The following is a 20571-nucleotide window of genomic DNA, read 5'->3' on the forward strand; positions in this document are numbered from 1 at the left end:
AAACAAAAATTAACACGGAAAACAATAGTAATTTTCCGATTTTGACATTTTAAGAATATGGCAAAAGAGCGATATTCAAGAACGCATATATGTAGGGATGCTCGTAAATCAGTCAAAAACAACCTAACGATCTAATTGTCAGTGTTATAAGAATTTTGTATCTTTGCATAAAATAATAAAAAATCCCCCAAACTGCTTTGACCGGCCTGTTTTGGGGGAAACGAAAAATAATCGTCATGGCAAAGGTACTACAATTTTCTGAAATAACACCAGGTCTTGCGTTCACAGAGTTTGATTTTTACAAAGATTATGAAGAGTCGTTCAAAAAGAGTGAACTCGGACGCTTTCATGCCCTCCTTCCGTTGCGTGAGATGGCCATTAGATTCGGTTTGATTGACTCTGTTCCACGCAGAAAAGTCGGTCGCAAATCTTACTTCAGCCCTGAAGGCAAGGTGGCACTCATGTTCCTCAAGTCGTATACCGGATTGTCTGCCCCAAAACTTATGGAGCAGCTCAACGCCAACATACACTATCAGATATTCTGTGGCATCCGAATAAGTTCAGCCAATCCCCTGACCAACTACAAGCTCATAGATGATATTATCCTTGAACTGTCCAAGCGCCTGAAGATCCAGACTCAGCAGGAGTCATTGGCAGAAACATGGAAACCATACATGAGGAATCTTGATACAATCTATACCGATGCAACGTGCTACGAAAGCAGCATGCGTTACCCCACTGACACAAAGTTGCTATGGGAATGCGTAGAGAAGGTATATACAATGATGTGTGAGGCAAGTAAGGAACTCGGCATTCACCGCATGAGAACGAAGTACCTTGATGTTGCCCACGACAACATGGCCTATGTGAAGCAACGCCATCACACCAACAAGCGTACTCGCAGGATGATCCGTCGACAGTTGGATCTGTTAGGGAAGATTCTCAAAGAGTTAAGAAGACTCGACAGAGAAAATCCCTGCGCAGGAATCTTCTCCGATAAGCAACTCGCAGAAATAGAGACGATAACGAAGATATACCGTCAGCAGCATAAGCATCACGAGAGTGGCAATGCCAAGGAGAGCATTCCTAATCGTATCGTAAGCGTCAACAAACCATACATACGTCCAATCGTCCGTGGCAAGGAAGTAAAGAAGGTCGAGTTTGGAGCCAAGTGTAACAACATACAGGTTGATGGCCTGTCGTTCATCGAGAAGCTTTCGTTCAACGCATTCAATGAGGGTACTCGTCTTGTGCATTGTGTAAAGCTTGCAGAGAAACTCTTTGGAGAGAAGATCACCAAACTGGCTGGCGACTGCAGTTATTCTGGTAATGCCAACCGTTCTTTCTGCAGTGAACAAAACATAGTGACTTCATTCTCGCAGAAAGGCAGGAAGCGAGAAACCACGTCCACTGTCAGCATGGTCAAGAAAGAACTTGCCCGTGTACGAGCCACAGCAATGGAAGGATCCTTTGGAACGCAGAAGGAACATTACGGACTCAAGCGGATAAGCGGCCGAATCAAGAAGACAGAAATCCTAATCATCTTCTTCGGCATCCACACGGCTAATGCAGTACAACTGGCAAGAAGAATTGCAAAAGCGGAACTCCATCAGGCTGCTTAACCTCATATAGCATTATCCTCCATGCAAGGGATAACTATGCCCTGACAAGACAAGAATCGACTAAAATTACGATAAAACTCCGGAAATAAGCAGACGATGGCAACCTCGGAAGGCATACCCTCGTCTATAGATATTGAATTCTTAGAATTAAACGACAACCCCTATGTATCTTATCGTATTTGAAAATCAATTGTTTAGTTCCATTTTTACAGATTATATTTCTATTTTGTCTAAATTACGATAAAATATCGTAGATTTTCAAGGGATTATAACCGATTATCACTACAAAATGTTATTTTTGTAGCAAGAAATGAGTATAAAACAGCATTTCATTGTAATGTATAAAACAAAGTAAAATATAATAAACGTAATATGAAACTAAGAGATAAAGATACAAAGAAATATTTGCTCACAGTATTTGTGGCTACATTTGTTGCCTATATTATTCCTGCAGTGGTCTTGTACTTGGGACATTTTATGGGCATTATGCTTACGATTTGTATTTCCTTGTTTAACTTGAGTATGGCTTTGCTTGCTTGGCTTTGGGCAAAATCTGTTAGAAAGGAATTTTTGCTGAAAAGACAAATAATATTGAATAGTCTTGTGACGTTGCTTTTGATAGGCATTATTTCCTTAGTTGTAACCAATGGGGCAGCCTTATCTTTGAGCCTCATAGTGTTTGTTTGGTTGGGGATAGTCAATCTCCTGCCAATTTGTATCCAGTATGCCATTTATTCTTTTATTTCAAAAAGAACCAATTCAAAGAAAGAGAGGCCTATATGAAGTATATAGAATTGTTTTGGAATAGGCTATATTATTGCATTTTTAACTGCGATAAGAAAACGCAAACTCTCTGAAATGAACCTCGAAAAGCTCAATGTTATCACTTTGACAGAAAGTGGAGGACTCACAGGGGAAATTGTTGTTATCAAAAAGAGACATAATCATAAAAGAAAATAAACTATGGCAAGAGGAAGAGACATTTGCAACACTCTCAAAGCCATTCGCAAACAAATAGCAGATGCTAATGGGATTGCCTATTCACCAGAAGAATGTCACTTCACTGGTGAGTGCAAGGGAACTTGCCCCAAATGCGAGCAAGATGTGAGAGATTTGGAGTATGAATTGCGACATAGGCAGATTGCAGGAAAGGCCATCAAGGTCGTTGGCATTGCAGCAGGACTTGTTGCTTTAACGGCTTGTTCTGATGGAAAACCACAGCGAAATGCTTCAGACATGGTTACAGGTGATACAATCATTGTTAAAAAAGAAGAACCGAACCCAAGAAACAGACAATTAGAAGGAGCCATTTCTCTTGGCAACAAGGAGAAACTTCTGGAAGAAGAAAACAGAAAGGACGGGGAGGCTTCATACAATCCATCCTTAGAAACAAAAGAGATAAAAAAGAATATCAAAGGCAATTCCTCAAAAAATCAAGGCAGGAATGCTGTCACCAGGTCTGCCATTGGTATAGATTCCATTGAAAGCAGCAAAATATTTGATAATGCTGATGAGGAAGCGTCATTCCCTGGTGGCATAGCGGCGTGTATGAAATATATTGCAGACAATTTTCGCTATCCAAACATACAGGGCGATTGCAGCATACAAGGAAAAATTGTCGTTACTTTCACGGTCAATGAGGATGGAAATCTAAATGACATCAAAGTGAAGAAAAGCGTCTATTCTGACCTTGACAAAGAAGCCGTCCGGGTGGTGAAAAGTATGCCAAAGTGGATTCCTGCCAAGCAAAACGGCAAGGCGGTGAAATCAAAATACACGCTTCCTGTCTACATCCACGTGCAGTAACTATAAAAAAGGAAAAATCATGGCAACAAGAGGACGCAACATTTGCAACACGCTCAAGGCCATCCGCAAGCAGATCGCGGATGCCAACGGAATCAGTTATTCACCCGAAGAATGCCACTTTAAGGGCGAATGCAAGGGCACTTGCCCGAAATGCGAGCAAGACGTGAGGGACTTAGAACACGAACTGCACCTCCGACAGATGGCAGGGAAAGCCATCAAGGTCGCAGGAGTGGCTTTGGGCATCACCGCCCTCACCGCATCCGCCACATCGTGCGCCACGCAGAAGGGATATTACAAATCAACACCGCCTAAGTCTGAAAAGGTTATCCCTATCCAGTTCCAAAAATACACCACCAACGACATCGCCCTACTCCAAGCGAAAGATTCTCTCAGCAAGAAAGGAATGCTCTTCGTTCAAGGGCATCTCATTAGCGACGAGGACAATGAGCCGCTTATTGGAGCCTCCGTCATCGCTAAACTTTCGGGAAAGTATGCAATAACTGATGTCAATGGAAACTTCACTCTCGAAGTTGAGCAAGGCGACACGATAATCGTGCAATACATCGGCTTCATAGACCGAAGCATCAAACTATCTGAAATGAGCCGAGACAAGCTCAATATCATCACTCTAATATTCAACGAAAGTGCCTTAGGGGAAGTCGTGGCTGGAATCGTTCCCGAAGTCAGAATTAGAGGAACGGCTCCCGTTATCAAAAGAGAAGATACTTTCGAAGAGGCTTCATTCCCAGGCGGTTCGACTGCATTGACGCAATACATCAAGACCAACCTTCAATATCCAAAAGAATGTCGGGAAGGCGCGCCAATAGGCAGAGTCATCCTTGGTTTCACCGTCAACAAGGACGGAAGTTTGAGCAACATCAAGGTGGAGAAAAGTCTTGTCCCTATCCTCGACGAGGAAGCCATCCGAGTACTGAAAAGCATGCCGAAATGGACTCCTGCCAAGAAAAACGGAAAGGTGGTGAAATCACATGCCACCGTTCCTTTCACATTTAAAGTAGAATAACATGAAGACCGCCCCACTCATTTGCATCGACCGCCACCGCCTCACGATAGACGGCGAGGGCGTCACCACGCTTGTGGCATTCCACGGTTGTCCGCTTCGTTGCAAATACTGTCTCAATCCCCAATGCCTTGATGCTGACGGCGTGTGGCAGGAGGTGGATACAGAACTGCTGATGGCGAACGTGGAGATGGACAACCTCTACTTCTTAGCTACAGGAGGCGGCATCTGTTTTGGTGGAGGTGAACCGCTTCTGTGGAGTTCATTCATAAAGGAGTTTTGTGAACTATGCCCAGAGGGATGGCACTTTACGATGGAGACGAGTCTAAACGTACCTCGCCATCACTTGGAGAAAGTCACCCCATACATTGACTCCTTTATCATCGACATCAAGGACATGAATCCTGCCATCTATCAAGCCTACACAGGTAAGCCCAACCGGCAAGTTATCGACAACCTTGTCTGGCTCAACACTCATGCCAAACATAAAGACAAGATCATCCTTCGTCTCCCCATAATCCCCAAGTTCAACACCGAAGATGACAGGAAACACAGTCGCCAAGTCTTAATAGAATTAGGATATGAGAATTTTGATGAATTTGAATATGTTATTAGAAACAAATAAACAGTTTTAATTATATGTCCCAATGAAATGGATTTGAATGTAAATTCCATCTCATTGGGGTATTGGATAAAAATTATTGGTAATTTTTAATAGTACGTTTTATGCTATTAGACTCTCTGCGAAGTTCATTAGCTACACTGTCTTTGTATGCAGCCATCCGTACCATTTCATTGTATTTGAGAACAGAATCTTCGTAAGCTGCAACACGATTTTTGACATAGTCTATGACATTTTCGTCTCTGTTTACAGAGAAGTGCTTCTCTATATATAAGATGTTTGGGTCATCAGCAGACAGAACCATCTTCAAAGCTCTATACTTCAAGTCTGCCTCCTCCCAATCTTGGTGCTCTCGCCATTGGGTGAGGTTGCCCCAAATGGAGAGAACGAGAGATAGAGCCAAGCCGCCAATGAAAAGAAGAACATACTTTGATGTAGGCTCGAAGCGATGGGTGACAAGTTTCTTCTGAGGTGAATTGTTCATCACTTCAAGTTTGTCTTGCAATGCCTTCGAGGAAACATTGTTCTCTTGTCTCATCTGCTTGATAACATCAACCAAGAACTTGCTTCGCTGTTCATTTTTACCAAGTTCCGCTTTGATTAGGTCGGCAAAAATGCCTATGGCATCTCTTAATTTGGATATTTTACCAATGGCTTCCTCTTCTTTGCCAAACATGGCAATGATTGATTTCTCTAACTTGGTTGTGTCATTACTTGCAGGAACGGTTTCCGCTCCAGCGTTCTTTGTGGAGGCAGAAAGTTCATCGACTTTCTGCTCCAATCTCTCAACTGTGCCGTAGATGGCTTCCAACATTTCTTCTTTCATCTTTCTTATGTTGTTTAAATGGTTTGTAACTTGCATCAAAGGCTAAAGCCTCTTCTGCGTTTCTTCTTTTTCTTCTTGACTGATTCATCCTCTGGGAATGGCTCAAAGGTCTGAGCATTGGCTGAAGCAAAAAGTCCAATGGAAGAAATACCGTCCCAAGGGTCCTGGCTGCTCTCCGATATGCATGGCACCTGCTCATTCTTGCTACAGCACTGCTCATATTGCTGAGCAGAGCTGGCTCTTGCTGATAAAAGGTTCTCCGTTCCCTCAAATCTCGCATTCAGCTTGTCAAAGCTATAGCCTCGGCTAATCTGCGTACCTTTGAAGCTATATCCATCCTTGCTGAAACGGATGCCTTGTACCTTGCTCCGCTCCTTGTCCTTATAGACAAGCTCCAGGTGAACACCTCGTTTTTCAAGCCCACTCTTGAACTTTTGCCAACTATCAGCGCCTTTCAAGGCATCCTTGACAGCATTGTGAATCTCGTATTTGGCACGCTCAGCATTGCGTAACTTGCGAGTATTAGTATTGCTCTTGTCCGTTCCGTAGGTCAGTCCATACTTGGATTTTAGAGCCTTGGTCACCTGCTCATTACGCCTGTAATTATTCCTGTCTGATATGAGTTTGCCCTCATTATTGATGCGGTTATATACGATATGACAATGTGGATTGTCCGTGTTGTGATGCCTTACGATGATGAATTGGGTATCGGTGATGCCCATCATCTGCATGTATTCAAGGACAATCTTAGTCATAAACTCATCCGTCAAGCGTGGCTTGTCCTCGGGTTTGAAGCTCAATGCAATGTGTCCCACAGGCTTCTTAATCCTTGGATTTAGCTGCCTCTGTAGCTCGAAACTTTGCGTTATCTCGGCATTCGTGCCGAGTAACACACCATCCGAGGCGATGATTTTCGCCTCGTCCTTGCCTGTAACATAGCGGATGCAACCACCAAATGAGCTGCCCTTCTTTAGCTTGCCTATCATGGTGTATCCTCCTTTCTGCCCATACTGCTTGGCTTCGGTTTATAACTTGCTTGGCGAAACTCGCCAAGGATTTCTTTCAATCTTCTCAACAAGTCCACCACATATACATGGGTTTCATGGAAACCTTTCTGATGCGACAGCTTGGTAAGTTGGTTGAGGTTGTTCGCCATACCAATGAGATTCTTGGCGATGGCTACCGTCTCTGCATTGTGTCCGCTGACCACCTCGCCGTTCAAGGCGGACTCACGAATGTACTCCGCCAATTTGCGGTTGGCTTTTCTCGCCCTCAGTCTCAAAGCCTCGTAACTTGGCTTCGAGAACTTCACCGTGACAGACTTCGACAGCTTGCGAACCCTGCCCGTAGGCGGTCTTCCGCCCTTTCTCTTGTCTTGTTCATGTATGCTTGTCATTCGATATACTGTTTACAGTTGTTACACTCACTTTCTGCGACCGTCGGGAGCAAAGTTCCTCCGCCCTCATGGTGGAGCGAGGCGTTTTGGGGTTCCCAAAACATAACCTCGCTCCCTCTCATAACACGTTAGTTGGAACTACTGCCTTTCAGCTATCCACGTCCAAGGTCGCAGACCTTAATCCTCACAATTTGCGCCAAGCCTCGAAGTCCTCTTCATAAAGGCTTAGGTGGTGGCGCACGATGTTCTCGATGATGCCCGATACGCTCATGCGCCTTCCTCCGAGGATGCGGACGACACGATCAAGACGGTCTCGTACATCGGAACTGACGAAGACTGGCTTGCGGTCGTCAATCCTTGGAACTTGGAGGAAGGTCTGCTGATACTCCTCCAGTGTCGCCTTGCGCTGCTTGCCACTGATGCGCTTCTGCGGATTCGGTGGCGATTGAGCCTCGTTCGTTGATGTTTCCTCTCTATAGGGAGTTGTTGCAGCAACTTTCTCTACAATTGCTCTCAACTCTGGGTTCTCTACATCATCATAGAGAGAATTACAACTACTTGGATTGGCTTTGTTGCCATACGTAGATGGTTTAACAAAATCCAAATACTCTTTTTCCATCAGCTCCTTTTGCTCAGGAGCCAAGACTACATCTTTTGTTCTTGCCATAGCTTATGCTGTTTTATTTGTTAGTATAGTGGTCACGGTTTGCACCATTGACCGATTGTCGGGTGCAAAGTAAGTGTACTGAGTGCAGCTATGCAACTGATTGGGTGTAACGTGGCAATTTAGTTGTGGCTTGCTTATTTGCATACCGAGATAGTTGTGAGAACTTCAACGTATTTCTCAACTCATCATTGTTCATGTATTCGTTGCAGTCGTGCAAGTTTTTCCTGTTGTTTTTGGCGTTGAAGTCGGCAAACCCCGGCAACATACTGCCACAGAAATTGAAAACGCTTGTTTTTAGATTGCCGTGCCTTATCTTTGCACTCACAAACGTGGAGCACAGCATATGCGTGGAGCTTTGCGACATATAACATAGTATAAACTTAGAAAAAAGAAAAGTATGGGATTCATCGTATTCGAGGAAGAGGCATTCAACTATCTTGATGCCCAGTTGGAGAACTTCGTGAAGCGCATGGACAGAATCCGTGAGCGCAGTGAGGACAAGACCATGAACAAGTGGCTCGACACGCAGGACGTGTGTCAGACGCTCAACATCTGCCCACGGACAGTGCAGACGCTTCGGGACAACGGAACTTTGGCTTATACGCAAATCAGCCACAAGACCTACTACAAGCCGGAGGACGTGATGGCTATCGTAGCAGTAGTGGAGGACAAGAAAAAGGACATGCGCTTTCGCAAGCGCACAGGTTAGGCTGTCAATATACAACAGCCACTTTATCCAATGCAGCAAGTAAAACGAGTAACGTAAGTATCAACAATAAAACGAGACAACTATGAGCAATGAAGTAATGACAAGAAACAGCGAGTGGATGAACCACATCGTGAACCACCTCAACCGAATGGTTGACAATTTTGAACGTGCCGTGATGAACTACCGCCCCATGCTTGACGGTGAGCGCTTCATGACGGACAAGGAGCTTTGTGCCAGACTGCAACTGAGCCGAAGAACCCTGCAGGACTACCGAAACAACGGTGTCATCCCGTATATTCAGCTTGGCGGAAAGATACTCTACCGCGAGTCCGACATTCAGAAGATTCTGATGGCTAACTATCGTGAAGCGTACAGAATGAAAAGTGTGTAGGAGAATGTCCTTGATGAGTGTGTGAAATGAACAAGGCGACAACGTATAACTTACCGAGTGTGGCTGTTATAGGTTGTCGCCTCGTTTTATTGGCTATACCGAGTTGGTCGTGTTTGCCGGGTATCATTTGTGTTACCTGTATAAATCTAATACCATGCTAAAACACACTGCGGTGGTTCGCCCAAGTGGCTGGAGGCGCAAAGCCTCCAAGGAACGTTGCTTTATGGCAGGTCTATGCCATTGCATTCTCTGTAAAGATACAGACCAGTTTAGTGCGGCTTGTCTGTCTGCCGATGACGGACTGCATGATGAACTCCCGAAAGGCTCTGCTCTCAATGCTGTCAATACGGAAGGCTACCGCAATGACGAGTTCAAGGCTATACACATCATAGCTGATGCGGTCGTTCTTCCTGACATGACGGCGTACACCCTGCTCTTTCAGAATGCCATCCTTGAATACAGCCTTGACTGCCTTTCGCACATAGCAGCCGAACACATTATACATGTCGGCAATCTCCTGCATGGTCATCCATACAGTATCGGTCGGCATGGATACCGTTCCGCTCTCGCTGATAGTTATAACTCCTCTGTTCATTTCCCGTCCTCCTTATTTTTATTCTGGTCAGTTTTTTTTGTTTCTCTGCGCTGTATCAGCTTGTCCATGTCCTTGGATATCTTGTCATCGGTGATGACGGCATAGACCTGGGTGCTTCGCAGGTTGGAATGCCCCATCATCTTGGCGATGCTTTCCATTGATATGCCCGAAGTAACCATGTTTACTCCGAATGTATGTCTTGCAACGTGTGCGGTAAGGTTCTCATTTATACCCAAAGCCACACCGAGTGAATGAAATTCAAACCACATGGAATCACGTGAAGAAAGAGGGAAAACAGGTTTGCTATCATCCGCTGTATTGTATAGCGACATTATTTGTTCAGCTATCGGATGCAAGGGAATGAACGCTTCGTTGTTGGTCTTTGCTCTTTTCTCACGGATGTATTTTCCTGACTTTGACAAAATGTGTACCTATAAAATAACATATCCTAATTTTCAGGCATTTAGCAAAAATAATCTCTGTAAATGGGTGACGCAACGACTATTTTTTGTATCTTTGCACCATGTTTGTACGTAAGAAGAAGCACCGCAGTGGGCATATCGGAGTGCTTGTGGTGGACAAGAGCAATGGCAAGTTCCGTGAAATCAAGAGTTTCGGTGTTGCGAAGACAGATGCCGAAGCGGATGCTCTGTGCCTAGAAGCGAACAAATGGATAAGAACTTATGGTGGACAGCAAGAGATTAACTTCACAGAACCAGACATCAAGCAAAACGAAGAGGAAGAGACAGAACGAGTACTGTCTAACATAGACTCCCTGCTTCTAAATGGACACCAAATTATCCTAAACCAAGTATATGACAGCATAGGTTTCAACCAAATTCAAGATTCCATACTTCGCCATTTGGTTATCGCTCGCATCTCTCAACCCATGAGCAAACACGCAACAGTAGATTACCTGAAGTCATACTTTGATGAAGATGTCGAGTTGTATAAGCTTTATCGCTACATGGACAAGTTGTACTATACCCAAAAAGAAGAGGTACAACGCATCAGTGTAGAGCACACCAAGCGCATACTCGGTGGACATGTAGGTCTGATGTTCTATGATGTGACCACACTGTATTTTGAGACCAGTAGAACAGATGTGCTGCGAGAGTCTGGTTTTTCAAAGGATGGCAAGACATCAGAGTCGCAGATAGTGCTAGGCCTCTTGGTCAGCCGTGATGGCTATCCTCTGTCGTATTGTATTTTCAATGGAAGCCAATACGAGGGATACACCATGCTACCTATCATAGATGATTTCATACAACGCTTCTTTCTGGACGATTTTGTAGTGGTGGCTGATGCAGGGCTCATGAGTAAGCGCAATGTAAAGTTACTGGAGGATGCAGGATACAAATATATAATAGGTGCTCGTATTCATACAGAGTCTGAGCAGATAAAAGAATGGATCTTGCAGCAAGACAAGATGCCTGGAAAATTTCACGAATACAGATATGGTGACAATGCAAGATTGATCCTCGGCTATTCCGAAGAACGAGCAAAGAAGGATGCACATAATCGTGATAAGGGAGTGGCAAGGCTCAAGAAGGCATATGCAAATGGAAAAATCACAAAAGCCTCCGTAAATAAGCGTGGCTATAATAAATTCTTGGAAATCAGCAAAGACATAGATGTAGTTATCAGCGAAGACAAAATCAAGGAAGATTCACAGTGGGATGGCTTGAAAGGTTATATAACCAATACTTCCATCACACCAAAGGAAGTTGTCGAACAATACCACGGTCTATGGGTCGTGGAACGAGCCTTTCGTGTAACCAAAGGGAACTTGGAGGCACGCCCCATCTTTCATTTCACAGAGAAAAGAATAGAGGCACATATCTGCATATGCTTCATTGCATACAAGGTGTATAAAGAACTGGAGCGTATCTTAAAAATTGCCAAGATAAACAAAAGTGTAGATTCAGTTTTGAAAATTGCTAAGACCATAGCTACTATCAGAATCAACATGCCGAATAATGGGAAGGTCAGGCAAGAAACATTGCTGCTGACTCCTGCCCAACACTCTATCAAGCCCTTGTTTGATGTTCAAAAGATACTAGACGGGGGCAAAAGTGACGATTCTGCCCCCGAAAAATAGAAAAATCCAAGATGGGTGACGCATAGTCAAAGTCAGGGGATGCAAGGGAATGAACGCTTCGTTGTTGGTCTTTGCTCTTTTCTCACGGATGTATTTTCTACCGTCTGCCGTCATCCCGATATGGTGTGGATACAGGTTACGTAAATCGACATAAGCCAAACCTGTAAGGCTGGAGAAAACAAACATTCTTCGTGCCAACTCCAATGCCTTATCCTCCATAGGAGTCTCCATAATGAGCAGCAAGTCATTTCTGGATATATGTCTACGCTTTGGTGAGCTTTTCTTTTCATATCCGACATCTTCCAGTGGATTGAATTTCAGCAGACCTCTGTCAACAGCGATATAAACCAAGCGTTGCAACCAACAAAGATTATGGTTCGTATTGGATGCACTATACCCTTTGCCAATCAAGAACAACTTATAAGATTTGCCAAATTCCTCAGTCAAATCTTCAAATGCAATGTCATTCATTCCTCGTAACCCGATGAACTCTCGCAAGTTGAGCTGCGATGTCTTAGATTGGCGATAAGAAGATGTTGAGTTAATACGGATGGAGCGCAGCCTAAGGCGTTCACGCTCCTCCTCGCCAGTGGCAAGCAATGTCATCGGGATAGTATTTGCATCAACAATAACATTCTTCAGAATCTCGGCGGTAACGATGCCCTTTTCCTTTGTTGCCTGCTCGTAGGCTTCGTCAATTCTTAGTCTGAACGCTTGCAGTTGTCCGTTCACTCTTGCATTCTTGGCTTCACCTTTTTTCGTGTCCCATTCTTCGGGAGCACAGTAAAGACCTGTTGCTATGGCTGACACTTTGCCGTCAATCGTGATACGGCAAAATATAGATGTGGTTCCGTCTGCCTTTACTCTGCCACGGTTGATATAATAAAACTGCTTGTATGTACTTCTCATTTTTATGTTCCTTTCTTATTTTGTGATAATATTACAGGACAAACTTGAAGTCCTTGTTGGCTTCGATGAACTTGTCCATATCCTCAAATAGCTTTTTCGGGGTGACACGTGCATAGATTTGCGTGGTCTGAATGTTGTTGTGACCAAGCATTCTGCTGATAGTCTCTATCGGAACACCTTCTTCGAGCGTAACGAGCGATGCGAAACTGTGCCGTCCAACATGATAGACCAAATCCATACTTATGCCAGATAGTACTCGGAGACTTTTCATGTTACCTCTCAGCACTCGAAATTCCTGTGGCGGTAAAAGAGTAGGTCTTGTCGGGTCTTTGTATTTCTCCAACATGGCAAGCGCCTCTGGCAGTAACTTCACACGTGCAAGCATCTTGTTCTTCTTTCTGTGGTATTTCAGCCAAAGGCTGCCCTCCTCATCACGAAAGAGGTTTTCTTCCGTGATAGAAACAGTATCGGCATAAGCCGTGCCTGTATAGCAAGCGAAAAGGAAAAGGTCACGGGTCAAAGCCAACGATTTTCTTCGCTCTGGTATTTCGAGGTCACGAATTTTCAGGAAGTCCTCACGTGTCAATGCCTTTGGTGGATTCTCTTTCTTTTGAGGTAGCTTGAAGTGCATGAAATGATAACGCTCGGAGTGTCCTGCCTTGAAAGCTATTCGGCAGGTCTTCTTCAAGATGGCGAGATAGTGGCGGACTGTATCAAGTGCAAGACCTCTCTCGTCCAAGCAAAAGTCCATGTACTCACGGATAAACTGCTCGTCAAGCTCACCGAATGCCACATCGTCAGTTCCATAACGCTTCTTGACGAACAATACCAATGTCAGGCGAGTGTACTGGTAGTTTGGCAGCGTGCCTTTCTTGTAGTCGATGCCGATTCTTGACTCAATGTCCGCAATGATGGCGTCAAGCTGCTTCAACAAGGTCATCTGAGTGTCTGCACTGCATTGAAACAGATCCTTTATCGCCTTTGCGTCAAAATCCGTCTTGCGCTCCACAAGTGACTCGTAGGCTGAGTTTATTGCCAGCAACAGCTTGTCAATTTTGGCGTTCACTTCCACAGCCTCCTTGCTCTTGCCGTCAAGTCTGCTCTCACGTGGATTCCATAACTTTGGCGTACATGACAACTTGCAACCGAACTGCGCCATTGTTCGGTTGAGGGTGATGCGTCCCATGATGGGAGCCTTACCGTTCTTGTCCAATCCGCTCTTTTTGAGGTAGAGCAGCACCTTGAATTTTTCAACTTTCATCTGCTTACTTTTTTAGTTTGCAAAAATAATCAATCAGTAAGCATTCTCTGTCATTGAAAGTTGTGCAGAACAGTGCAACAAACACTGGTGACAAACTATTTGTTTTTCACCTCGTTAGCAGTGTTGGTTTCGGTAACTGACCGCTAACGGTTTGGTAACTGAAATAACTCAATATCCTGCTCGGCTTTGCTTTGCAGCCAATTGGCAGAATTATGAAATATTGCTCATTCTCAACCACTTGCAGTTCATTTCTCTCATCTTCACTTTCCGTTGCTTTTGCTTAAATTGTGCACATGAGTCGCCATACGATGGCTACGGAGATTTGTCTCACCAATGGTGTGCCAATAGAAACGGTGAGTTCGATATTGGGGCATAAGGATATTAAAACAACACAAATTTACGCAAAAATAACTAAGGAAAAGTTGAATAAGGACATGGATAAGTTATCTTTGCAACTGAATCATATCGAGGAGTATATGGGACATGTAGAACAGAGTGTTGAAAATGACAAGAGTAATCAAATTTCTAAACAAGACGAAGTATGAAAAGACAGGTGATAACGATACAGGAGGACATGGTCATCTACGCACCTCATCATGGTGAGGTGTGGATGACTGCGTGGGAAATAGCGGAGCTGTTCTATGTTTCGGGTGTAACAGTGAGAAATACGATTAAACGTATTTTTAAACAGGGAGTCTTGAAAGAATTTGAAGCAGCAAAATATATCACACTGGATAATGGGAACAAAGCTGATGTATATAGCATGGAAATGGTGATGGCTATTGCTTTTCTGCTGGACACTTCTTGGGCTCAAATCTTTAGAAAATGGATGGTGAAAAGAGTTGTCAACAAAGAAAAGGTAGAGCGTGAATGGCAAAAGACAGAACAGCCTATGATTGTTATGATGAACAATAGCAAAGACTTCAACTGAAGTCCAGAATATAGCACAGGTAGAAGCGAATAATCATTATTTGCTTCTACCTGTTTTTGTTTGCGGGACTCTAGTATGAGTTCACCTGAAAAGTTGCTTTGTGGTAATGACCTTCTGAATGTCGGTAAGTTATAAAGAAGAAATTCGAATTAGGACTATTGCGAGTAGACTCATTATATAAAGTTTGTTATATAATTCATCGGTTGTATTTGCTTTTCAAGGAAAAAGTGTATTTTTGTAATACAAACCAAAGATAGATTTATATGAATGAGAATATAGTAAACTTTTTAAATGGATACATGATGAATCCCGATCCTCAATATGCAGTTCTACTGAAGGGCAAATGGGGATGTGGGAAAACTCATTTTATCAATCATTGGATAGATGCATACAAAGGAAATCCTACTACAGAACAGGTACTAGAACCCATCTATGTTTCTCTATATGGCTTAAGTGATACAAAACAAATTACAACAGCATTAAATAGAGTTATATGCCCTATCTTATATGGGAAAGCAGCAAAAGCAGGAAAAGTCTTGGCTAAAATTGCTTCAGCAATGGTTTTAAAGCATGAAGTTGATTTGAATTATGATGGTATTTCAGACCTTTCTATTAATATAGGTATTGACTCTTTATCAAAGTTCAAATCAAATGACAGTTTGGCAAATTCTAAAAAACTGCTCATTTTTGATGATTTGGAACGTTGTGATATTCCCATGAAGAAGTTGTTGGGATATTTGAACTTCTTTGTGGAGCAATGTAATTGTCACCTCATTGTCATAGGTGATGAGGATAAGATTGCCGAAGGCGAGAATAAGAAAATATTTGGTGAGTTCAAGGAGAAAACGATAGGTCGTGAGTTTGAGATAGCGACGGATCTACATAGTGCTCTTGACACTTTTGTCAATCAGACACCCAAGAATGATTTTGTTGTAGGTCATCAAGAGCAGATTGAGAAATTCTTTGCCATGACGGAATGTGATAATCTTCGTATTCTGCGTCAAGCATTATGGGATTTTAGCCGATTCGAGGAATCTATGACTGATTTCTTGGGAGATAGTCGTTATGAGGACATCATGATTCATGTGTTGGGGACTTATATAATATCCTATTGTGAGTATCGCGGAAAAAATCATCAGTTATTTGATGCCTGGATTCAATATGCCATAAAAGGTCAACAGTTTGATAAAGAAAAAATAGAGAACTTGAAGTTGCAATTAGGAGATCTTCATCAGAGATATAATAATATTTATCAGCGTTTGAGTAACTACCAGACGTTCAAGATAGAGTTTGTAGAAAGAGTTCTCTTAGAACTAAATACGGGCAACTCTATTAAGGATTATGTTGGGAAAGAATATTTTGCACCTATAGCAGAAGTCCGTTCATGGGCTAGGATCAATGAGGTATATGCAATGAGTAATAAGGATTTTATTTCATTCTATCGTACCTTGATTGATGATATTTGTGGTATCCAAGTGACGAGCATGAAAAATTTGGGACATGCCATCGCTTATTTGGTATACCTGGACTCTCGTGCAATAAAAGAGTTTGATGAAAAGGACTTCAATAACATATGCGAGGCTCTGCCTAAATATTGGGAGGCTTTTCAAGACGAAGAGTCTGTTTATGACGCTCGTATGGCATTTAGTAGAGGTGTCAATTCTTATATGACTACAGAGAAGTTGAAGCGGTTGCCAGAGATTTGTGCTAAATTTAATGAGGAATATGAGAATAGATTGAAGATGAGTAAAAATCTCATGACTCGCACTCTGGAAGAATTGTCGGATTCGAATGTAGATGAATTGTGTACTTTAAATAAACAGGCATTGCCGGACCACAGCTGTACATACGATATGGTATCCATCTTCAATCATGTAGACATGGATAAACTAATGGATAACCTGTTGAATTTGAGTAACGAATCCTTAAATTCTTTTACTCATTTTATTCGAGACAGATATAAATTATCTTATAATATGAGCGATTGGATACATGAAACGAATGATGATATCAAGCCATTGGAAAAGTTGAAAGAGAAAGTAGATGAGATCATCAAAACTGAAGAATATATCAGGAAAGCAGCATTTATGAATCTTTCAAAATCTTTAGATGGTGCTATAAAGCGTTGTAAAGGAGATATGCATGCAACGACATTTTGACAATCATGTGATGTAATCAGAATGAATACAACTAACAAAGGGGAACGACCAAAGACTGGTTATTTCCCTTTGTTCGTTTAGAGGCAATTGTATCAGGTGTATCTGTCATCTCTGATTTCCCCATCAATTATCGGCTTGCGGTAATTGGTGGTGAGGAGGGACTGGATCTCGGATTCGGGATAGAGGGTCTTGCCACATAATATAATGTATGGCAAGATGCGCTGCTTGCGGTATTCCTGCAAGGTACGGCGACTGAGCTTCAAGTGTTCAGAGAGTTCTTTGTCGGTGAGGTATCGCTCACCGTCCAGAGGTGGACTGTAGGACTCCAGGAACGAGGAAAGCCAATTGTTAGCTTTCTTCAAGGACTGCATGGCGGTGGCTATGGACTCGCTGTCATGCGATAAAATCTGATTCATCGTGTTCATTGCTTGAACTGTGGATTAAATGGTGGATAAATTTTATTTGGGTCGCCCAAGGTGAAGTGCTTGCTTTGCCTTGGGCGAAATTCATTTTTATGCTATACCGAATTGATTCTCAATATCACTTGGCTGGCTCATAACATATAGCGTTGCTATGGGGTATGCTATACCGATTTAATGCGGGCGATAAGGGGGATAAGGGCCTTGACTTCGTCGGGCTTGTAATAGAACTGGCGACCGAATTGGGTATGTCCCAGGAAACGGCGGTCGCGTAATTTCTGTAATGTGCGGGGGCTGATGCGCAGCTGCTGACAGACCTCAGGTCCTGTGAGCCACTGGTTGAGACGCTTGCCGTTTGCCTTGTGCTTCAACAACTCTACCTTTTGTACCAAGGCATCGTATCTTGCTATCATCAAGTCGAATGCCTTCTTTTCCATTGTTACTACTTCCATGTTCTTGATTTTTATGGGTTTGACATTTTCGGCTGCGAAGATACGACACGAATTAGGAAAAACAATGAAAATGGAGATTTGTGGCAGTGCTTTTCCGTCGTTTGCTGACCGACAGGCAAGTAATTCAAGAAAATTATACGTGGGTCATTAATGAGTTGTTAAACGGGTATTTCGCAAATGATTAATTTTGCCGCCGAGAAATCAAAACAGCAAAGTTTGTAACATTTAAAACGGAATCAAAATGGAAGTAATAACAATGGAAAGTTCAGCCTTTAAGATGCTGACAGAACAGATTGCCGACGTGGCAAAGTTGGTAGCTCTCATATATTCCAATGCGAGAGAAAATACCAAAAGAAGAAGCATGGAACTTGTGCTGACAAGCAGTGATGCTGCAAGAATACTTGGGATAAGCAAGCGAACCCTGCAGCGCTTGCGCTCTACCAACAGTATCGAGTACTTCATGGTGCGCGGACAATGCAGATACAGCATCAACGCTGTACAGAAATTGATTGAGGAACGAACCATAACCAAGGAGACATGAGTATGGAAGATGGAACATTGAGACGATTGGAATTATATCTGCATGACTTGCACAAGAAAATTGACGGCATCTATGACATGCTGATGTTGAGACATGAGCGAAGTGGAGAGGACAAGGGATGCTCTGGCATCAACGAGAAGTTGCTCGACAACCAGGATCTCTGTCTTTTGTTTCAAATTTCTCCCCGTTCCCTGCAACGTTACCGCAGCCTGGGAGTGCTTCCTTACAAGCGGCTGGGACAGAAGACCTATTACACGGAGGAAGACGTGAAGCAATTTATCCAGAACAATGTGAAGAATTTCAATCAGGAGAATGTGGAGCATTATATGACCCGCATTCACCAAAAATTCAAATAACAACAGTATTCACCATTAAACATTTACAATTATGGTACAAAAGAAAAAGAGTGATGAACAGGACGTGCTGGTAGTCCGTGACGAGAAGACGGGCGAGATCAGCGTCGTCGCCGGACTCAGCAGAGACGGCACACCGAAGCGAGCACCCGCCAAGGCGGAGAACACGTCCGACTTCCTGCGTTTTGACCGCAACAGTGACTTGATGGACAGTTTCTTCCGAAACTTCTTCCGCCAGTGCAAGGAGCCAAGCCGATTCGGATTCTACCGCATAGCGGCAGACCAGGTGGAAAATCTGCTTGGCGTGATGAAGGAGTTACTGAAAGATCCGGAGGCTAACAAGGAGATTCTTTCCGCCCACAAGGTTGACACCTCCAATTATGAGAAAGAGGCAAAGCAATCGGAAGGTCAGGCGAAAGAAACCGCATCATCGGACGATGCGTCCAAGACGCAAGCTAACACAGAAAAAGAGAATGTATCATCTGAACAAACCAACGAAAAAGAGAACGACATGGAACAGAAACCAGAACAGACCGCAGCCGAACAGCAGGCACAGACCGCTCCGGGTGTAAAGCAGAACCTCATTAGTGGTAACGATGTGAACCTGCAGGAATTGGGTGCCAAATATGGCATAGACTTCAACAGTATGAATGAGAAGGATATGAAAGCCCTGCTCAACTACGGCAAGACGGGGCTTGTGATAGTGAAGCCGACCTTCGGCGGTGAACAGATAGAAATACAGGCCCGTCTGTCATTCCGCAAGGACGATAACGACCAGTTGCAACTTGTGCCGCATTTCGTGCGCAACGAGCCAAAACTCGATGTCGCTTACAAAGGCTATACCTTCACTCCAGAGGACAAGAAGAACCTGTTGCAGAACGGTAACCTCGGAAAGGTAGTGGATTTCCCCGACAAGAATACAGGTGAGCTGCGTCCTCATTTCATCAGTATCGACCGTCTCACCAATGAGATTGTTGACATCCCGACCAACAAGGTGCGCATACCCGATACCATCGGCAAGACACCTATTACCAAGGACGACAAGAGAGTGCTCTACTCAGGTATTCCGCTTCGCAAGGAGATTGAGCTTGCCAACGGGCGCAAGTTCACACCGCTGCTGCAGGTGAATGTGGAACAGCGTGGCGTGGAGTTCGTGCCTGGCAGCACAAGACAGGCGCAAGGTCAGAAACAGAATGGAGACAAGAAGCAAACCGCTGACAAGCAAGAGCAGAAGGCAGAAGGTGATGCGGGCGGTCAGAAGAAGCAGCAAGATTCCAACCACTGGCTCAATGAGGACGGGACCATCCGCCGACTCAACACCTATTTCAAGAAGGAACTGACCGAGCAGCAGAAGGACGACTATGTGGCAGGCAAGACCATCGAGATCAAGGAAGTGCCCAACAAAAACGGCAGCGGTACCTATACCGCCTACGTGAAGTTCGATTTCGACAAGATGCAGCCACGTTCCTACCGCAACAATCCAGACCTCAAACAGGCGAAGGAACAGATTCCGACCAACGAGAACAAGGTACAAGTCGCCGTCAACGAGCAGGGCAAGACCCATGAGGCGACCAAGCACACCAAGGAGCCGCTGAGTCCGGGACAGTCTGCGCCAAAGAACGAAAAGCAGCAGAAGGAACAGAACGCCGAGGAACAGAAGCCAAAGAGAAAGGCAAGAAGCGTGAAGATGTAGTTGCCGCCACTTGATCCACAGAGTTAATCATCCATTATAACAACCGACATCTGCGACCGTCTATCCCACGGTTGCGGATGTCACAAAAACAACAGAC

At 43.8% G+C, this 20571-nt stretch carries 21 protein-coding genes and 3 pseudogenes; 14 read left to right on the forward strand and 10 right to left on the reverse strand.

Features of this window, described 5'->3' with window-relative positions:
- Positions 1-236: 236 nt before the first annotated feature.
- The 5 genes from KUA46_RS00365 to KUA46_RS00385 all read left to right on the forward strand — a co-directional run bounded on the left by KUA46_RS00365 (position 237) and on the right by KUA46_RS00385 (position 5074).
- Positions 237-1622 (forward strand): transposase, encoded by a 1386-nt coding sequence (locus tag KUA46_RS00365; RefSeq protein WP_094420941.1) that lies wholly within the window; start codon positions 237-239, stop codon positions 1620-1622.
- 372 nt (positions 1623-1994) lie between these two features.
- Positions 1995-2405: a hypothetical protein gene (locus KUA46_RS00370; protein ID WP_217318748.1), complete on the forward strand. Its 411-nt coding sequence runs from the start codon at positions 1995-1997 to the stop codon at positions 2403-2405.
- A 180-nt stretch (positions 2406-2585) separates the two neighbouring features.
- Positions 2586-3428: an energy transducer TonB gene (locus KUA46_RS00375; RefSeq protein ID WP_218487961.1), complete on the forward strand. Its 843-nt coding sequence runs from the start codon at positions 2586-2588 to the stop codon at positions 3426-3428.
- 19 nt (positions 3429-3447) lie between these two features.
- Positions 3448-4452 carry an energy transducer TonB gene (locus tag KUA46_RS00380; protein ID WP_218487960.1) on the forward strand — a complete coding sequence of 335 codons (1005 nt, stop codon included), beginning with the start codon at positions 3448-3450 and terminating at the stop codon, positions 4450-4452.
- Between the two features lies 1 nt (position 4453).
- Positions 4454-5074, forward strand: a complete 621-nt coding sequence (locus tag KUA46_RS00385) for a radical SAM protein (RefSeq protein WP_094881917.1) — start codon at positions 4454-4456, stop codon at positions 5072-5074.
- Positions 5075-5147: 73 nt separating this feature from the next.
- On the opposite strand, the gene KUA46_RS00390 is transcribed toward KUA46_RS00385, so the two are convergent.
- The 4 genes from KUA46_RS00390 to KUA46_RS00405 all read right to left on the reverse strand — a co-directional run bounded on the left by KUA46_RS00390 (position 5148) and on the right by KUA46_RS00405 (position 7960).
- Complete coding sequence (locus KUA46_RS00390) at positions 5148-5897, reverse strand: hypothetical protein (protein ID WP_218487959.1); 750 nt, start codon at positions 5895-5897, stop codon at positions 5148-5150.
- Between the two features lie 35 nt (positions 5898-5932).
- Positions 5933-6883: a relaxase/mobilization nuclease domain-containing protein gene (locus tag KUA46_RS00395; RefSeq protein ID WP_218487958.1), complete on the reverse strand. Its 951-nt coding sequence runs from the start codon at positions 6881-6883 to the stop codon at positions 5933-5935.
- The gene (locus KUA46_RS00400) at positions 6880-7293 is read right to left on the reverse strand and encodes a plasmid mobilization protein (RefSeq protein ID WP_218487957.1); all 414 of its coding nucleotides are present in this window, start codon (positions 7291-7293) and stop codon (positions 6880-6882) included. The genes KUA46_RS00395 and KUA46_RS00400 overlap by 4 nt, the downstream gene beginning before the upstream one ends.
- A gap of 184 nt (positions 7294-7477) precedes the next feature.
- Entirely contained in the window at positions 7478-7960 is a 483-nt protein-coding gene (locus tag KUA46_RS00405) for a DUF3408 domain-containing protein (protein ID WP_106811813.1), read from the reverse strand.
- Positions 7961-8357: 397 nt separating this feature from the next.
- Between KUA46_RS00405 and KUA46_RS00410 the strand changes: the two genes are divergently transcribed.
- Positions 8358-8669: a helix-turn-helix domain-containing protein gene (locus KUA46_RS00410; RefSeq protein ID WP_008656559.1), complete on the forward strand. Its 312-nt coding sequence runs from the start codon at positions 8358-8360 to the stop codon at positions 8667-8669.
- An 82-nt stretch (positions 8670-8751) separates the two neighbouring features.
- Positions 8752-9060, forward strand: coding sequence for a helix-turn-helix domain-containing protein (locus KUA46_RS00415; protein WP_125040155.1), 309 nt, complete (start codon positions 8752-8754; stop codon positions 9058-9060).
- 232 nt (positions 9061-9292) lie between these two features.
- Here KUA46_RS00415 and KUA46_RS00420 read toward each other — a convergent pair whose 3' ends face one another.
- The gene (locus tag KUA46_RS00420; protein ID WP_008628592.1) at positions 9293-9655 is read right to left on the reverse strand and encodes a hypothetical protein; all 363 of its coding nucleotides are present in this window, start codon (positions 9653-9655) and stop codon (positions 9293-9295) included.
- Positions 9652-10062, reverse strand: a pseudogene (locus tag KUA46_RS00425) (site-specific integrase); the annotation flags it as partial. The pseudogene KUA46_RS00425 and the gene KUA46_RS00420, both read right to left, overlap by 4 nt.
- A 116-nt stretch (positions 10063-10178) precedes the next feature.
- Here KUA46_RS00425 and KUA46_RS00430 point away from each other — a divergent pair.
- Positions 10179-11756, forward strand: coding sequence for an IS1634 family transposase (locus KUA46_RS00430; protein WP_218487981.1), 1578 nt, complete (start codon positions 10179-10181; stop codon positions 11754-11756).
- 33 nt (positions 11757-11789) lie between these two features.
- On the opposite strand, the pseudogene KUA46_RS00435 reads toward KUA46_RS00430, so the two are convergent.
- Together KUA46_RS00435 and KUA46_RS00440 are read right to left on the reverse strand one after the other, a co-directional pair.
- Positions 11790-12665: pseudogene (locus tag KUA46_RS00435) on the reverse strand (phage integrase SAM-like domain-containing protein); the annotation flags it as partial.
- A gap of 31 nt (positions 12666-12696) precedes the next feature.
- Positions 12697-13926 (reverse strand): site-specific integrase, encoded by a 1230-nt coding sequence (locus tag KUA46_RS00440; RefSeq protein ID WP_218413639.1) that lies wholly within the window; start codon positions 13924-13926, stop codon positions 12697-12699.
- Positions 13927-14216: 290 nt separating this feature from the next.
- Between KUA46_RS00440 and KUA46_RS00445 the strand changes: the two are divergent.
- The 3 genes and pseudogenes from KUA46_RS00445 to KUA46_RS00455 all read left to right on the forward strand — a co-directional run.
- A pseudogene (locus KUA46_RS00445) lies at positions 14217-14471 on the forward strand (tyrosine-type recombinase/integrase); the annotation flags it as partial.
- Positions 14468-14857 (forward strand): hypothetical protein, encoded by a 390-nt coding sequence (locus KUA46_RS00450; protein WP_256625103.1) that lies wholly within the window; start codon positions 14468-14470, stop codon positions 14855-14857. The pseudogene KUA46_RS00445 and the gene KUA46_RS00450, both read left to right, overlap by 4 nt.
- Positions 14858-15120: 263 nt before the next feature.
- The gene (locus KUA46_RS00455) at positions 15121-17016 is read left to right on the forward strand and encodes a P-loop NTPase fold protein (RefSeq protein WP_218487846.1); all 1896 of its coding nucleotides are present in this window, start codon (positions 15121-15123) and stop codon (positions 17014-17016) included.
- 92 nt (positions 17017-17108) lie between these two features.
- Here KUA46_RS00455 and KUA46_RS00460 read toward each other — a convergent pair whose 3' ends face one another.
- Both KUA46_RS00460 and KUA46_RS00465 read right to left on the reverse strand, forming a co-directional pair.
- On the reverse strand, positions 17109-17441 hold the full coding sequence (locus KUA46_RS00460) for a helix-turn-helix domain-containing protein (protein WP_218487845.1): 333 nt from the start codon (positions 17439-17441) through the stop codon (positions 17109-17111).
- Between the two features lie 158 nt (positions 17442-17599).
- A complete protein-coding gene (locus KUA46_RS00465; RefSeq protein WP_218487844.1) occupies positions 17600-17887 on the reverse strand; it encodes a helix-turn-helix domain-containing protein in 288 nt (95 codons plus the stop codon).
- Positions 17888-18128: 241 nt separating this feature from the next.
- On the opposite strand from KUA46_RS00465, the gene KUA46_RS00470 reads away from it, so the two are divergent.
- Genes KUA46_RS00470 through KUA46_RS00480 form a run of 3 tightly spaced genes read left to right on the forward strand, consistent with a single transcriptional unit; the run spans position 18129 to position 20474 of the window.
- On the forward strand, positions 18129-18428 hold the full coding sequence (locus tag KUA46_RS00470) for a helix-turn-helix domain-containing protein (RefSeq protein ID WP_218487843.1): 300 nt from the start codon (positions 18129-18131) through the stop codon (positions 18426-18428).
- A gap of 2 nt (positions 18429-18430) precedes the next feature.
- A complete protein-coding gene (locus KUA46_RS00475; protein WP_420377687.1) occupies positions 18431-18784 on the forward strand; it encodes a helix-turn-helix domain-containing protein in 354 nt (117 codons plus the stop codon).
- 31 nt (positions 18785-18815) lie between these two features.
- A complete protein-coding gene (locus tag KUA46_RS00480; protein ID WP_218487842.1) occupies positions 18816-20474 on the forward strand; it encodes a DUF4099 domain-containing protein in 1659 nt (552 codons plus the stop codon).
- Positions 20475-20571 lie beyond the last annotated feature (97 nt).

Source organism: Segatella copri (genome assembly GCF_019249765.2).
GTDB lineage: Bacteria > Bacteroidota > Bacteroidia > Bacteroidales > Bacteroidaceae > Prevotella > Prevotella copri_K.